Annotated in this window: 15 protein-coding genes and 1 pseudogene; 8 read left to right on the plus strand and 8 right to left on the minus strand. The window is 69.0% G+C overall.

Annotated elements, in window-relative coordinates; translation table 11 throughout:
* Positions 1-162 precede the first annotated feature (162 nt).
* The gene (locus tag OG841_RS02910) at positions 163-975 is read right to left on the minus strand and encodes a class I SAM-dependent methyltransferase (protein ID WP_328643751.1); all 813 of its coding nucleotides are present in this window, start codon (positions 973-975) and stop codon (positions 163-165) included.
* 248 nt (positions 976-1,223) lie between these two features.
* Here OG841_RS02910 and OG841_RS02915 point away from each other — a divergent pair, with 248 nt between their 5' ends.
* The 3 genes from OG841_RS02915 to OG841_RS02925 all read left to right on the plus strand — a co-directional run bounded on the left by OG841_RS02915 (position 1,224) and on the right by OG841_RS02925 (position 4,463).
* On the plus strand, positions 1,224-2,222 hold the full coding sequence (locus OG841_RS02915) for an RNA polymerase subunit sigma-70 (RefSeq protein ID WP_328642928.1): 999 nt from the start codon (positions 1,224-1,226) through the stop codon (positions 2,220-2,222).
* Between the two features lie 255 nt (positions 2,223-2,477).
* Positions 2,478-2,936, plus strand: coding sequence for a DUF6069 family protein (locus tag OG841_RS02920; RefSeq protein WP_328642927.1), 459 nt, complete (start codon positions 2,478-2,480; stop codon positions 2,934-2,936).
* 162 nt (positions 2,937-3,098) lie between these two features.
* Complete coding sequence (locus tag OG841_RS02925; protein WP_328642926.1) at positions 3,099-4,463, plus strand: glutamate decarboxylase; 1,365 nt, start codon at positions 3,099-3,101, stop codon at positions 4,461-4,463.
* Between the two features lie 141 nt (positions 4,464-4,604).
* On the opposite strand, the pseudogene OG841_RS02930 reads toward OG841_RS02925, so the two are convergent.
* Positions 4,605-4,852 (minus strand): annotated as a pseudogene (locus OG841_RS02930) (NADP oxidoreductase); the annotation flags it as partial.
* A 46-nt stretch (positions 4,853-4,898) separates the two neighbouring features.
* Complete coding sequence (locus OG841_RS02935) at positions 4,899-5,348, minus strand: ATP-binding protein (protein WP_328642925.1); 450 nt, start codon at positions 5,346-5,348, stop codon at positions 4,899-4,901.
* 277 nt (positions 5,349-5,625) lie between these two features.
* Between OG841_RS02935 and OG841_RS02940 the strand changes: the two genes are divergently transcribed.
* Both OG841_RS02940 and OG841_RS02945 read left to right on the plus strand, forming a co-directional pair.
* Complete coding sequence (locus OG841_RS02940) at positions 5,626-6,210, plus strand: dihydrofolate reductase family protein (RefSeq protein ID WP_371563147.1); 585 nt, start codon at positions 5,626-5,628, stop codon at positions 6,208-6,210.
* Positions 6,207-6,620, plus strand: a complete 414-nt coding sequence (locus OG841_RS02945; protein ID WP_328642923.1) for a VOC family protein — start codon at positions 6,207-6,209, stop codon at positions 6,618-6,620. The genes OG841_RS02940 and OG841_RS02945 overlap by 4 nt, the downstream gene beginning before the upstream one ends.
* Before the next feature lie 51 nt (positions 6,621-6,671).
* Here OG841_RS02945 and OG841_RS02950 read toward each other — a convergent pair whose 3' ends face one another.
* On the minus strand, positions 6,672-7,316 hold the full coding sequence (locus OG841_RS02950; protein ID WP_371563150.1) for a GAP family protein: 645 nt from the start codon (positions 7,314-7,316) through the stop codon (positions 6,672-6,674).
* 301 nt (positions 7,317-7,617) lie between these two features.
* Between OG841_RS02950 and OG841_RS02955 the strand changes: the two genes are divergently transcribed.
* A complete protein-coding gene (locus tag OG841_RS02955; RefSeq protein WP_371563153.1) occupies positions 7,618-8,121 on the plus strand; it encodes an SUMF1/EgtB/PvdO family nonheme iron enzyme in 504 nt (167 codons plus the stop codon).
* A 282-nt stretch (positions 8,122-8,403) separates the two neighbouring features.
* On the opposite strand, the gene OG841_RS02960 is transcribed toward OG841_RS02955, so the two are convergent.
* Positions 8,404-8,991 (minus strand): TetR family transcriptional regulator, encoded by a 588-nt coding sequence (locus tag OG841_RS02960; RefSeq protein ID WP_328642921.1) that lies wholly within the window; start codon positions 8,989-8,991, stop codon positions 8,404-8,406.
* Between the two features lie 96 nt (positions 8,992-9,087).
* Here OG841_RS02960 and OG841_RS02965 point away from each other — a divergent pair, with 96 nt between their 5' ends.
* Positions 9,088-10,131, plus strand: a complete 1,044-nt coding sequence (locus OG841_RS02965; protein WP_328642920.1) for an NAD(P)-dependent alcohol dehydrogenase — start codon at positions 9,088-9,090, stop codon at positions 10,129-10,131.
* Between the two features lie 616 nt (positions 10,132-10,747).
* Here the strand turns inward: OG841_RS02965 and OG841_RS02970 are convergent.
* A complete protein-coding gene (locus OG841_RS02970; protein ID WP_328642919.1) occupies positions 10,748-11,785 on the minus strand; it encodes an SPFH domain-containing protein in 1,038 nt (345 codons plus the stop codon).
* A 4-nt stretch (positions 11,786-11,789) separates the two neighbouring features.
* Positions 11,790-12,221 carry an NfeD family protein gene (locus OG841_RS02975; RefSeq protein WP_328642918.1) on the minus strand — a complete coding sequence of 144 codons (432 nt, stop codon included), beginning with the start codon at positions 12,219-12,221 and terminating at the stop codon, positions 11,790-11,792.
* 273 nt (positions 12,222-12,494) lie between these two features.
* Between OG841_RS02975 and OG841_RS02980 the strand changes: the two genes are divergently transcribed.
* Entirely contained in the window at positions 12,495-13,085 is a 591-nt protein-coding gene (locus OG841_RS02980; protein ID WP_328642917.1) for a hypothetical protein, read from the plus strand.
* Between the two features lie 29 nt (positions 13,086-13,114).
* Here the strand turns inward: OG841_RS02980 and OG841_RS02985 are convergent, their stop codons facing one another.
* Positions 13,115-13,501 carry a hypothetical protein gene (locus OG841_RS02985; RefSeq protein WP_328642916.1) on the minus strand — a complete coding sequence of 129 codons (387 nt, stop codon included), beginning with the start codon at positions 13,499-13,501 and terminating at the stop codon, positions 13,115-13,117.
* Positions 13,502-13,622: the final 121 nt, after the last annotated feature.

The raw sequence follows: 13,622 nt of genomic DNA on the forward strand, positions 1-13,622 counted from the left end.
ATCGTCGAGCACGGGGTCGGCTGGGTGCGGGGTGCCGCGGTTGCGGCAGGGTGGCTGTGGCTGCGGGAAGCCGAGTCATGGTCGAGTTCGGCGGTGATGCAGCCCTCTGCTCCGCTCATCAGGCCCCCTTGGAACCCATCATCCAGGGGACCGGGAGGCGCTCTACCGGCGGACCGCCGAGATCAGTCCGCCCGGCCGCTCCTCGCGCTGCGGCGGGGTGCTGATCGGGCGGCCGTAGGCGGCGGCGCGCTCGCGCAGAGTGTGGCTGACGGCCTCCCAGCCGTGCCCGGCCAGCCAGCCCACGGGGTCGTCGGGCATCTCCGACACCCACATGGACGCCGCCGATCCCGGCGCGGCGTCCGCGCCGAAGCGCTCGATCACGCCGCGCGAGCCCAATGTCAGCCCCATCCGACTGCCTTGCGCCGACTGCGCGCTGATCCGGGCAAGCAGTAGCTCCACGGCGTCCTCGGGCAGATAGATCAGTAGTCCTTCGGCGATCCACGCGGTCGGTACGGCCGGGTCGTGTCCTGCGGCGGCCAGCGCGCCTGGCCAGTCCTCCCGCAGATCCACCGCGACGGTGATCCGCTCGCAGCGTGCGACGGCCCGCTCCTGGCGCAGCACCGAAGCCTTGAAGTCCAGTGGCGCGGCAGTGTCGACCTCGAACAGCCGGGTGCCTTCGGGCCAGTCCATCCGGAAGGCTCGGCTGTCCATACCGGCACCGAGCAGCACCACCTGCCGGACCCCGGACGCGACGGCCTGCTGCAACAGGTCGTCGAGGAACTTCGTCCTGATGACGATGGAGAACGACACGGCCAGCCGGCGGCGTTGCGCGGCCTCGTCAGCGAGCGGCGGCGAGGAGGGCCACAGGCCGCCGGCGGTGGCGAAGGCCCGGGCCAGTGGGTCGCGGAACAGCGCGTTCTCCCGCTCGGTCTCCAGTGCCCGCACCCTGGCCACCCCCACCGCCGTGGCCCACACTCCCGACGGCTGCGCCCGCTCCTGCTCATCAGTCACCGCGCCACCCTAGGTGATCGAACCAAGGGGACTGATGAGGGGAGCCAGATCAACAGTCACCCTCGATCCGGAATTCCGACGAAACTGCGTGGCAGTCCCTCCCGATCGCCGCACCGACCGCACTGATGCAGGCCATCCTGGTCAGTGATGAGTTTTCGCGCCCGTACCCGTCACACCTACGACGGGACACTACGAGGCGTAAGGGTGACGTGATGAGTGCGGACACGCGGCTGGAGGAGCTGGACGTGAGCGGGCCGGGTGAGGTCGACGAGCCGGCGTTCTCCGGGCTGGTCGAGCGGCACCGGCGGGAGCTGCACGTGCACTGCTACCGGATGCTCGGATCGTTCGAGGACGCCGAGGACACCGTCCAGGAAACGTTCCTCCGTGCCTGGCGGCGGCGGGAGACCTTTGAGGGGCGGTCGACGTTCCGGGCCTGGCTGTACCGGATCGCCACCAACGCCTGCCTGGACCTGCTCGCCAAGTGCCGCCCGGAGCCTGCGACCGATGGCGAGGTGCTGTGGCTGCAGCCCTACCCGGACCGGCTGCTCGACGAGCTGCCCGCGGGCGGCGCGGACGAACCGGAAGCCGTCGCCGTCGCTCGGGAGACGATCGAACTGGCGTACCTGGTCGCGGTCCAACACCTCGCGCCGCGCCCTCGGGCCGCGCTGATCCTGCGGGACGTGGTCGGCTGGCCGGCCAAGGACGTCGCGGAGTTCCTCGGGGACTCCGTCAACTCCGTGAACAGCGCGCTGCAGCGGGCCCGCGCGGGCATGCGGGAGCACCTCCCCGCCGAGCGGCAGGACTGGACCAGCGGCGAGGAGGACCCAGGGACGCGCGAACTGGTGCGCCGCTTCACCGACGCGAGCGTCGCCAAGGACGTCGACGCTCTCGCTGCCATGCTGCGGGACGACGTCCGCTGCTCGATGCCCCCCACCCCGGGCCTGAACGTCGGTCGTGACACGGTGGTGAACAACTGGGTCGAGGACGGGTTCGCGGACCTGGGACGCCTGCGCTGCGTCCTCACATCGGTGAACCGGCAGCCCGCCCTCGCCTTCTACCTCTGGCGGGAGCAGGTGGGCGTGTACCTGCCGCTGACGATCGACGTCCTGCGCATCGCCGACGGGGCGATCACCGAGATCGTCACCTTCCACGACGACCAGTTCCCACGGCTCGGGCTGCCGGAGCGCCTGTCGGCGGACGGCACGGAGTAGTCCCGGTCCGGACGCTCGAACTGCGGCGGTGGCGGGCCTGTCGCAGTGGTCACGGCGAAGTGGTACGACGCGTTCGGCGTCGTCACCCCGCGGGCGGCCGCAGCCGAAGCTGCGCGATGGCGAGCCCGGGCCGGTCCTCGGACGCGACGCCGGGTGCAGGCTCCGCGGGGTACATCGTCACCCCGGAGCCCAGGCCCGTCACATGCCAGTCAGCACACACCCCGTGCGCCAGTTGGCGAATGATGGAGGAACGAGATGAACAGCATGCATGACAGCGGGGTCGGCGCAGGCCCGGCGTCGACCCGGCCCAGCAGCCACACCCACCGACTCCGTGGGCTCGCCGGCACCGGCTTCATTGCCACCCTCGCGGCGACGGTGGCCACCACCCTCGCCGCGGCGCTTGCCCAGGCCATCGGCGTCGACTTCGAGGTCCCCGATGGTGGCGAGACGATCCCGTTGTCCGGGTTCGCCGTGGTGACCGGCCTCTTCTCGGTGGTGGGCATCGTCATTGCCGTCGCTTTTCTTCGTTGGAGCTCTCGCCCCGCCGAGCGATTCGTGTGGACGGCAGTGTCGCTGACCGCGATCTCGTGGGTCCCTCCCCTCCTCTCCGGGGCAAACACCGCCACCACCACCGCCCTCCTCGGGCTCCACCTCGTCCCTGCGACGGTGATGATCCCCACCCTGGCGCGGAGCCTCCGCACCCGGACCGAATGACGATCCCTCAACGGAACAGCGCGCGGCGCAAGGGTGTATGCGAAGCGCGCCGCCGTGGCTCCCGGTGGCGCCACCCTCCATGCCAGGTTCGTGGCCGGCGGGCGGTGCCGTCTCGGTGTGTCCCTCGCCGACGGAACGCTCCGGCGCTGTTTGAATCGCTCCATGACCAAGCGCGATGATGCACTCCTTTTCGGTAACCGATTCCTGACCGCGCCCGCTCCCTCGGACACCTTCCCCGAGGAGGGCATGGCCGCGTCGGATGCCATGAGGCTCGTGGATGTGGATCTCGCCATGGAGGGCGACCCACAGCGCAACCTCGCCACCTTCGTGACCACGTGGATGGAGCCCGAGGCCCAACGGCTGATCGCCGAGAACCTCCACCGCAATTTCATCGACCACGCGGAGTACCCCATCTCCGCCGAGATCGAGCAGCGTTGCGTGCGGATGCTCGCCGATCTCTTCCACGCGCCGGGCAGGACGACGGGCTGTCGGACCCAGGGCTCGTCCGAGGCGATCATGCTCGGCGCGCTGTCGCTGAAGTGGAAGTGGCGCGAGCGCCGCCAGGCGGCAAACCTGTCGATCGACCGCCCCAACCTGGTCTTCGGCGGAGACGTCCACGTCGTATGGGAGAAGTTCTGCCGCTACTTCGACGTCGAGCCGCGCATCGTGCCGCTTGCCGAGGGCAAGTACACGATCGGCCCCGAGGACGTGGAGCCCCACCTCGATGAGAACACCATCGGCGTCGTCGCCGTCCTGGGCACCACCTTCACCGGCCACAAGGACGATGTCGTCGGGATCGACAAGCTCCTGCGGGACGTCCGCGAAAAGCGGGACCTCGACATCCCGATCCATGTCGACGGCGCCAGCGGCGCATTCGTGTGGCCCTTCCTCTACCCCGACTCGAAGTGGGACTTCCGACTGCAACAGGTCCGTTCGATCAACGTCTCGGGACACAAGTACGGCCTCGTCTACCCCGGCATCGGATGGCTGGTCTTCCGCGAGGAGTCCGACCTGGCCCAGGACCTCGTGTTCTACGAGAACTACCTGGGCAAGACCGACGCGACGTTCACGCTGAACTTCTCCACCGGTGCGTCGATGGTGCTCGCGCAGTACTACAACTTCGTGCGGCTCGGTCGTCAGGGCTACACCTACGTCATGAAGATCATGCAGGAGAACGCCCGCGCACTGGCGGACAACCTGCGCAGCAGCGGCCGCTTCGAAGTGATCGGGAGCGACCTCGAGCAGCTGCCGCTGGTGGCTTTCCGTCTCGCCGGCAAACACGCCTACGACGAGTCCGACATCGCCTGGCAGCTCTCGGCCGAACGGGGCTGGATGGTGCCGGCGTACACGCTCCCGCCCAACGCGGAGCGGGTGAAGATCCTGCGCGCCCTGGTCAAGGAGACTCTGAGCCGCGAGCAGATCGAGCGGCTGAGCCAGGACATCGCCGACGCGTGTCGCACGCTGGACGACAAGGGTGCGGCCCACGGGATCGAGCGGGCCCAGATCAAGCGCGGCACCGGCTACTGACGCACTCGACGGAGCAGGAATGTCGAATGACCGGCCGGCGGCGACCCCGGCCGTCTCCAGCGCCGGAGACGTGACTTCCGCTCCGCGGGCCAAGAACTCCTGACGAAAGGCCCTTTCGGCGTCTTCTGGTTCCTCGTGTCTCGGTCCGGCGGCATGGGCCAGCGGGGGTGCGATTGCTTGGGCATCGGCTCCCTCCCCGACCCATAGCCCGATGAAGAGCGCGGCGGGCGCTTCCAGGAGTCCCGCTCGCTCAAGGCCGCCGCCCGCACGGGCTCGCAGCCGGCGTGCCGCACCAACTGGTGTACCAGCGCGAGGGCGGTTTCGTCGTCTCCGCAGACCGGAACGGCAAGTGGCCGCCCGTCGAAGATGGGCGGCGACATGCGCCACACATGTGCGCTCCGTGGAACCTGTGAGACCGGAAGACGAGGCCGGCGCTCAGTCGCGCGACCCCTGCCTCGCGGCGGCGGAGGGGCACGGCACGGTGGCCGTCACCGTCTTTCCCGCCACATGAGCCAACACCCGCACCTCGAGCGACAGTTCCTGTACCACCGGCCAGCCGAACCCGCCCGGCTTACCGGCATCCCAGGGCCGGGCCAGCGGCGGAACCGAGCTGGCGTCGCGCACCTCCACCGTCACCGTCCCCGGCCCGGCTTTCAGGCGGAAACCCGTCATCCCGCCGGCATGTCGCACCGCATTGGTACACAATTCCGACACCACCAGCACTACGTCATCCACACCGCTTCCGCCCTCCGGCGCGGCCACCGACAAGAAGCCACGGGTCAACTCCCTGGCCTGCTCGGCCGTCCCCACACTGCCCTCGCCGACAAGATCCTGGTCCTCGGAAGGGGAACACACCATCGCGACCTCCAGCAGCTCGGCGCTCATACAGCCCACCACTTGCCCGAGCCCCGACCGATCACGCCGGGAATCAGCCACATGCACACCCAAACGTGCCGCGATCCACACTTCAGGCCCACGGCGTTGCCAGTTCTCATCGACATTTCGCGGCTGCAAGATCGCTCACTGCTACCCGGCAGCAGGGCCGGCGCGTGAAGCCGATGAGTTTGCCCGTTGCCCGAGGTCTTCCTTGTGACATGCCCGCCCCGTCGGCAGATCAGGGAGCGGTGGGTCCCGGTGTCACGGAGGAGAGACGGAGGCCAGGATGCACAATCCGATTCGGCTGTACATGTCGATGTCGCTCGACGGCTATATCGCCGGCCCGGACGATCGCCCAGGGCAGGAACTCGGACGCGACGGCGGACGGCTCTTCAACTGGCTCGACGACCCGGAATCCGACGGTCCCAGCGGACAGGTCTACCGCGAAGCGCTGGCGACCGGCGCGCTGATCTCCGGCCGACGGACCTTCGAACTCGCCGGGCGCTGGCAGGGCGACCACCACGATGGCGTACCGATTCTCGTCCTCACCCACCAGGTGGACGACGGGGACGTGCCACCCGGTCACGCGCGATTCGTCACCGACGTCGAGGACTGCGCCCGTCAGGCTCGCGCCGCCGCCGGGGACCGGCCGGTCATGGTCCATGGGGCGAGCGCGGCCCAAGCGCTCCTCCGAGCCGGGCAGATGGACGAGTTGGAGATCCATCTGGTGCAGGTCCTCCTCGGGGACGGCCGACGACTGTTCGACCACCTCGGTAGTGATCACATCGAACTCGACCTGGTCCGCCGGCTCGAGGATCGAGACGTCACGCACCTCCGCTACCGGGTGCGCCGACCCGGGGAGGCCGCATGAAGACGCTCTTCGTCGCCTACCGCGTCACCGATCTGGATCGCTCGCTGGGTTTCTACACTGCCTTGGGCTACGTCGAGCTGGGCAGGGTCGAGCTCGGCGACGGGAGTCGCCTCGTGATCCTCAAGTTCCCCGGCGAACCGTCGGCCTCGCTCGAACTGGTCCACCGTCCATCCGACGGACGCGTCGACGTGGGCAGCGGAGTCGACCACCTCGCGATCCAGGTGGACACGCTGACTGTCACCCTGAAGACGCTGGCCGAAGCCGGCCTGGAGCCGGAGCCTGTCCAGTATCCGGGCGGCCCTCACGGCCCGAAGACGTCGTGGCTCACCGATCCGGACGGTTACCGGATCGAGCTGGTGGAGTGGCCGTTCGGACATCCCGACGGCATCACCGCAGCAGACTTCTCCTGAGGCGGTCACGGTGAGCGGGGTGTGACTCTCGGGTCCCACCTCCGTCCTCGGTCAGGAGACGAGCTCGGCGATGCTCCGGGCTGTCAGCCACAGGCCGAGGAGCAGGGCGAACGTGACGATCAGCTGCTCCTGGTGCTGCGCTAGCCACTCCCGCAGGGCGCTCAACCGGGCGTTCGCGGCCGCGGGCGCCCAGGCGACGTACATCTCCATGACGATCAGGCTGAGAGTGGCCAGCAGGCAGTAGCCGGCCAGTGCGAGCCAGTCGGCGAGGGTGGAGAGGTTCGCGCTGACGGCGGTCGCGGCTCCGGCGCCGACCAGTGCCCAGGGCTGCAGCAGCCATGCCAGGCCCGCTGCCGTGGCCGGGGAGGCGTTGTCGATCCGGGCGGTCCAGCGTGGCGGGCCGTGCGGGCGGGGTGGCCGGAAGTGCCGGTGTGCGCTGTACAGCACCAGTGCCAGGCCGATGGCGAGTTTCGCATCGATGGCGGCGGTCGAGGGCACGCTGTGCCGGGCCGGGGGCTGACCGCCGGTCAGCAGCACCACGCAGGCGATCACGGCGATCAGATTGGCCAGCCACGACAACAGGAACGCCAGGCCCTGGCGAACGCCGTGCCGCGAGGAGAGCAGCAGGATGAAGGCGCTGTTGTGCAAAGGCCCCAGGGTGACGGCCGTAGCGATCACAACCAGGTCGAGGACCATCGGATCAGCCGCTCCTGGGTATCAGGGCCGTGTGCCACCTGTGGACGGGCGGACCGGTCGGCAGCTTGAGGCGGTGCCGCTGCGGTGCCGCATCCCGACTGTGCAGGCGGACGTCCCGATGGTCAAGCAGGCCACGCCCGCATGGCGGCACCGGCTGCCCGACGGGCTCCCTGGTGGGCATGGCCTGGGAAGCCGGGGCCGTCCGGCAGGATGAACTTCAGGCCGAGTCCTTCCTTGCCTTCGTCGGCATCGCAGCAACCCTCATCGGCCACGGCAGGCGCCCGGACCGTCCTCTGGGGTGATGAGTTCGCTGCCAAGGGCCGGCGCATGGCCAACACCCGGCACGGCGCCTTCGCTTGGCAATGCCAGCCGGCCGGCAAGGCGCGGCAGGACCCGGGAACACCCCGGCGCGTACGTGTCCGCCCAACGGCTATGGCTTGTACGACGTGGCCGGCAAAGTCTGGGAGTGGCCTGCGACTACTTCACCCCGCGCCTCCGCGATCCCACCCCCAAGGCCTCCTGCGCACCTCGGAATCCACGCGTCGACCATCAGGCCGAGACCCCGGCCGGTGCCGACCGCTTCCCCCGCCGCGTCATCAAGGGCGGGTCGCACCTGTGCGCCCCGAGCTACTGCCTGCGCTACCGACCCGCCGCCCGCCAGGGCCGATCCGAGGACAGCGCCACCTGTCATCTGGGCTTCCGCTGCGTGCTTCGCCGACCGCGACAGGCGACCAACCCCGCCCGCCCGACTGGGCGCCTGCGCTGTCCCGCATCCTCACCCAGTGACCCAAGCATCCCCTCCTGAGTCATCCAGTTCTTCCGTCTTGGCGGGAGGGTCGGACCCGCACGACCCTGTGCCCCGAGCGGCCGATGCCCGTGCAGGTGCACTACGTGACCGAGCGGTGGCGGCAGACGGCTCAGGCCGATCCCACCTTGGCGGACCGGCAACCGTACGCTTCGGTACCCGCGGGCGGCCCGTCGTGGATGGCCTCGGTGGTCGCGGGCCACTCCGCCGAAGACCAAGCCCTACGACTGAAGCGGCTTCCCCATGGAGAAGTCAGGGCACGCAGGTGACTGGACGGGGCGATCAGTCGGCCGACATGGCGCGGTGAACACTCTCGCGGAGCAGTGCGCGACGCTGCTCGTGCAGTTCGGGGGGCTCCTGTGCGGTCGCCGCGTAGACATTGCTGACCGGTGACCATGCCATGGACATGGCAATGACCATGGCCATGACGTCGAACGGATCTCCCTGGCGTACCAGGCCGGCGGCCTGGGCCTCGGCGATGGCGCGCAGTTTGCGGTCGTCGAGGCGGTCGGGGTCGTCAACCAGGTGGCCGGCCGGGCGTCGCTCCAGGCGTGCCCAGGTGGCCAGTCTGATGAGATCGGGGCGGCGCAGATACTCGTCGTAGAGGCGTACGGCCCAGTCCGCGAGGTCGTTGGCATCGATCGGGACGACATTCACGATCCGCTCCAGCGAGCCGAAGAAGATGGCGTCGAAGAGCCCTTCTTTGCTGCCGAAGTAGGCATAGAGCTGCGCCTTGTTGGTGCGCGCGGCGGCCACGATCCGCTCGATGCGCGCTCCGGCGATCCCGTGCTCGGCGAACTCCTGGGTCGCCACATCGAGGATGCGTTGATACGTCGCGGCTCCGCGCGAGGAGAGGGGCTGATCAGCCATGCCTCCAGGCTACCAAACAGAACAGTTGGTTTGCCTGGCGGGGCTTGATGACCCTACTCTTAAATAGACCGACCAGTCTGTCTATGAGGAGGCACCGTGAGGAACACCGTTGGCTGGCAGATGCAAGGTCCGTCGACGACGCTACGGCGGACGCCACTGGAACGGCGCGACCTGCGCGCCGACGACCTCGCGGTCCGGGTGGACTACTGCGGTGTCTGCCACTCCGATCTGCACGCCGTCAGCGCCCGGGACGGCGAAGGAGGCCAACCCCTGGTGCCCGGGCACGAGTTCACCGGCGTGGTGACCGAGACCGGACCCGCGGTCACCCGGTTCACCGTCGGCGACCCGGTCGCCGTGGGCAACATCGTCGATTCGTGCGGCGACTGCGCCATGTGCCGGGCCGGCCAGGAGAACTTCTGTCCTGCCTTCCCGACCCTGACCTACGACGGCACCGACCGGATCGACGGATCGACCACGCTGGGGGGCTACTCCCGCGAGTACGTCGTCCGCGACCGTTTCGCCTACGCCCTTCCCGCCGCGCTGGATCCGGCCGCCGCCGCTCCGCTGCTCTGTGCCGGAATCACTGTCTGGGAACCGCTGCACGCACTCGGCGTGGGGCCGGGAACCCGCGTCGCCGTGGCGGGACTGGGCGGCCTGGGCCACCTCGCGGTCAAGATCGCCGTGGCGCTCGGCGCCGACACCTCGGTCATCAGCCGCTCATCGGACAAGGCCGACGACGCTCGTCGTCTCGGCGCCCACGATCTCATCGTCTCCACGGACCCGGAACAGATGGCTGACGCCCGCGACCGGTTCGACGTCCTCATCGACACCATCTCCTCCCCGCACGATCTCGGCCCTTACCTGCGCCTGGTCGCCATGGACGGGACACTCAGCCACCTGGGGCACCTGGGGCCCGTCACCGTGGAGACCACCGACCTGCTCGTGGGACGCAAGAAGCTCAGCTCCGCAGGCAGCGGCGGCAGGCCCGCGACCGCCGCCATGCTCGACTTCTGCGGCGAGCACGACATCACCGCCGACATCGAACTGCTCCCCTCGGCGCGAGTGAACGAGGCCCTCGAGCGTCTCCGGCGCAACGACGTCCGCTACCGCTTCGTACTCGACATGTCCGACCTGGACTGAACGGTGAGGGCCAGGAACCGCAGTAGTCGGCGAAGCACCCTCCTGTCGGTAGGAGCGCAAGGTGCGGGTGCGACGATGCGGCATGCGCGAGTTGAGCCAATTGATCGATGTCGAGGAACCGGCCTGCCCGGAACCCAGAGAGAGATCCTCAGTGCCGGGCCCGTCGAGGCCTGTTCGGCGTTACGGGGCTGCGGTGTTGGGGGCTCGGGCGCACGCCCAGCGGATGCCCACGTCGCCCGTTTGACCCGCTGGTCGGACCAGGTGGACGACGTCCGTTCCCGCCAGGCGGGGAGTCCGTCCGGCGCGGTGAAGCCCCACTGATACCGGGCCCACGCTCGACCGCCTCACTCCCTTCACTGCGGAGACGGACGGGAACGCGGTCGTCCTCCCGTGCGCCTTCCTTGCATCACGGTGAACCATCCCGGTCGTACGTCCTGGATCGGTTGGCACACAGCTACCAGGTCCTGACCAATCGCCGAGGTTCCGAAGGACAGCGCCGCCAACGTCCGGCACAGCGCCCGGCCGTCGCGGCCTCCATGAGCCCGCCGTGGTCGTCCTCTCCGGCGTATCCGAGGCCGGCAGTATGAGGGCCCGCACGCCGGTCGTCCGGTGATCGTCATCCAGGTGGGATGGACGGGAGGCCGTCGGGAGTGGCGCGATCGACCTCGGCCGCGTCGGCGAGGGCCGCGGCGGCGGCTTCCGCGGCCTGAGCCGCGTCGTCAGCTGCCCGCTCAGCGCTGTCGTCCGAGGGCTTCTCGCGGGTGGCCGGGGACTGGGGCAGCACCTCGGTGAAAGCGCGGGACACGCCCTGGAGAGCGGAGGTGATCTCGCTGGGGATCACCCAGAAGTTGTTCCCCGAACCTTGCGCCAGTTGAGGCAGTGTCTGCAGGTACTGGTAGGCCAGAAGTTTGGGGTCGGGGTCGTTGCGATGCACGGCCTGGAAGACCTCGTCGATGGCCCGGGACTGGCCCTCGGCCTGGAGGATCGCGGCGGTACGGTTACCCTCCGCGCGCAGGACGGCGGCCTGCTTGTCGCCTTCGGCGGTGAGGATCTGCGATTGGCGCTGTCCCTCGGCCCCGAGAATCGCGGCCCGCTTGTCCCGCTCGGCCCGCATCTGCTTCTGCATCGCGTCCTTGATGGACTGCGGCGGGTCGATGGCCTTGATCTCCACCCGGTTGACCCTCAGTCCCCACTTGCCGGTGGCCTCGTCCAGTACGCCGCGGAGCTGGCTGTTGATGGTGTCCCGTGAGGTGAGCGTCTTTTCCAGGTCCATGGATCCCACGACATTGCGCAGGGTGGTCACAGTGAGCTGTTCGACCGCCTGAAGGAAATTCGCGATCTCATAGAAAGCCGCTCGCGGGTCGGTGACCTGGAAGTACAGGACGGTGTCGATCTCGACGACCAGATTGTCCTCGGTGATGACCGGTTGCGGCTTGAAGGAGACGACCTGTTCCCGCAGATCAATCACGGGATGAACCCGGTCGACGTACGGGATGACGAGGCTGAGGCCCGGACTCAGGGTCCGGTGGTAGCGCCCGAGTCGCTCGACATTCCGAGCACGCGCCTGGGGCACGATACGGACCGCTCGTACCACGGTGAAAACCGCGATCAGCGCGAAGACCAGACCGGCAATGAGGAACGCCGAGGTTTCCATGGTTTCAGTCCCGGGGGTAGACGAGCGCGGTGGCGCCGCTGATCTCCATGACGTCGACGGTCTTTCCAGGCGGAATCACCAGCGTCTCGTCGTAGGCGCGGGCCGTCCATTCCTCACCGTCGATACGGACCCTGCCGCCGAGGCCCGTCACCTCCGAAAGGACGTAGGCAGGCTTGCCGACCAGAGCGTCGATGCCGAATCGCTCCGCTTGCGGCCGGAGCACGTGGCGCAGCGCGATGGGACGGACGAACACCACGGTGCCCGTGGCGACGAGGGTGAACACCAGGAACTGGAAGGGCAGAGGCAACCCGACCGCGGCGGATCCCGCCGTGACCAAGGCGGACACACTCAGCAGTCCGAGCGCAGCGGTGAGGGTGACGATCTCCGCCACCGCCAACACGGCTGCGACGACCAACCAGATCAGCCATGGATCCATTGCGTGCCTCTTCTCACCGGTGCGGGTGCAGGTGCGGAAGAGCCTGACTCTCACCATTGGACCCCGACATCGGCCAGCGGCGATACCCCTGGGGAGGCTGATCCTGATACGACGGTGCCCGCATGCTCATCGTGCTCTTCGCAAGGCGCTTTCGGCGCCCGCCGGACGACCTGGACGCCCATCACTGGGAGCTGTACCACGTCGCCGAGGAACACCGCAGCAAGCTCATCGAGATGATCGCCCTGTGGTACGTGGAGGGCCGGCAGGTACAACGTGCTCCCGATCGACGGCAGCGCCCTCGAACGCATGATGCACGAGCGTCCGCAGATCACCGCGGACAGGACCAGCTACACCCTCCGCCCCGACACGCAGGTCCTGCCGGCCGCCGACGTGGAGATCCCGCCCGGCGGCGCCGAGGGCGTGCTGCTGTGCCAGGGCACCAACGCGGGCGGCTGGTCCTTCTACGTCAAGGACAACCACCTGCACTACGCCCACAACTACGTCCAGCGCACGCTGCACCACGTGGCCTCCGGCGAAGCCGTCCCTGAGCGCCGCCACACGCTGCGCTTCGAGTTCGAGCCCACCGGCAGCCCGGACATCGCGGCGGGCAAGGGCTCACCCGGCCGCGCCCAGCTCTACTTCGGCGACCGCCTGGTCGGCGAGATCGAGATGCCGTTCACGACCCCGGTCGCCTTCAACCCCGGCGGCATGGGCTGCGGCGCGAACCCTGGGTCGGCCGTCACCTCCGACTACCGGGCGCCGTTCCGGTTCACCGGCACCCTGCACAGCGTCACGGTCGACATGTCCGGCGACCTGATCGTCGACGCTCCCGGCGAGATGCGCATGCACATGGCCCGGCAGTAAGGGCCCGCAGGCGCCGGGCCTGCTGGTGGTCAGCCGATGCCGTCCAGCAGCAGGCCCAGCCGGATGTCGAACCAGGCCCGCTCCTGTCGCCAAGCCTGCGCCGCACCCACCAGGAGGCGGCTCAGCCCGTCGACGGTGAGAGACCTCCACCGGTAAGCGCTCAGGATCTCCACCAGTGCCCCGGCGCACTCCTCCTGCGAGCTCGGCCGACTCAGGGGACCGCGAGGTCGGGGAAACACCTGCCCGCCGTCCATGGCGGCCACCGCATGACGACAGACCAGTTCCTCGGTGAACGACTGCCACGCGAACGGTTCCAGCGCGGCCCGGACCATGCCGACCCGGGCGTCCCCCGCCGGTACCGTCACCGCCGTCCAGACCACCTCACGCGCCACGCACCAGTCGAATCCGATTGTCACACGGTATCGACGGCGGGTGAGCAGGGCATCGGCCCGGGACTGACGGCGTGCGCAGAGGGTCTCGGGTGGTAGTCCCGGCACCGTAACTTCGGCGCAGTCCGCCGATGCCCTGGGCACACAG

The organism is Streptomyces canus, assembly GCF_041435015.1.
Classification (GTDB): Bacteria; Actinomycetota; Actinomycetes; order Streptomycetales; family Streptomycetaceae; genus Streptomyces; species Streptomyces canus_G.

What these genes read in the sequence shown, in the direction of transcription:
- OG841_RS02915 (WP_328642928.1), top strand. Translation starts at nt 1,224, where the DNA reads ATGAGTGCGGACACGCGGCTGGAGGAGCTGGACGTGAGCGGGCCGGGT.
- OG841_RS02920 (WP_328642927.1), top strand. Translation starts at nt 2,478, where the DNA reads ATGAACAGCATGCATGACAGCGGGGTCGGCGCAGGCCCGGCGTCGACC.
- OG841_RS02925 (WP_328642926.1), top strand. Translation starts at nt 3,099, where the DNA reads ATGACCAAGCGCGATGATGCACTCCTTTTCGGTAACCGATTCCTGACC.
- OG841_RS02935 (WP_328642925.1), bottom strand. Translation starts at nt 5,348, where the DNA reads ATGAGCGCCGAGCTGCTGGAGGTCGCGATGGTGTGTTCCCCTTCCGAG.
- OG841_RS02940 (WP_371563147.1), top strand. Translation starts at nt 5,626, where the DNA reads ATGCACAATCCGATTCGGCTGTACATGTCGATGTCGCTCGACGGCTAT.
- OG841_RS02945 (WP_328642923.1), top strand. Translation starts at nt 6,207, where the DNA reads ATGAAGACGCTCTTCGTCGCCTACCGCGTCACCGATCTGGATCGCTCG.
- OG841_RS02950 (WP_371563150.1), bottom strand. Translation starts at nt 7,316, where the DNA reads ATGGTCCTCGACCTGGTTGTGATCGCTACGGCCGTCACCCTGGGGCCT.
- OG841_RS02955 (WP_371563153.1), top strand. Translation starts at nt 7,618, where the DNA reads ATGAGTTCGCTGCCAAGGGCCGGCGCATGGCCAACACCCGGCACGGCG.
- OG841_RS02960 (WP_328642921.1), bottom strand. Translation starts at nt 8,991, where the DNA reads ATGGCTGATCAGCCCCTCTCCTCGCGCGGAGCCGCGACGTATCAACGC.
- OG841_RS02970 (WP_328642919.1), bottom strand. Translation starts at nt 11,785, where the DNA reads ATGGAAACCTCGGCGTTCCTCATTGCCGGTCTGGTCTTCGCGCTGATC.
- OG841_RS02975 (WP_328642918.1), bottom strand. Translation starts at nt 12,221, where the DNA reads ATGGATCCATGGCTGATCTGGTTGGTCGTCGCAGCCGTGTTGGCGGTG.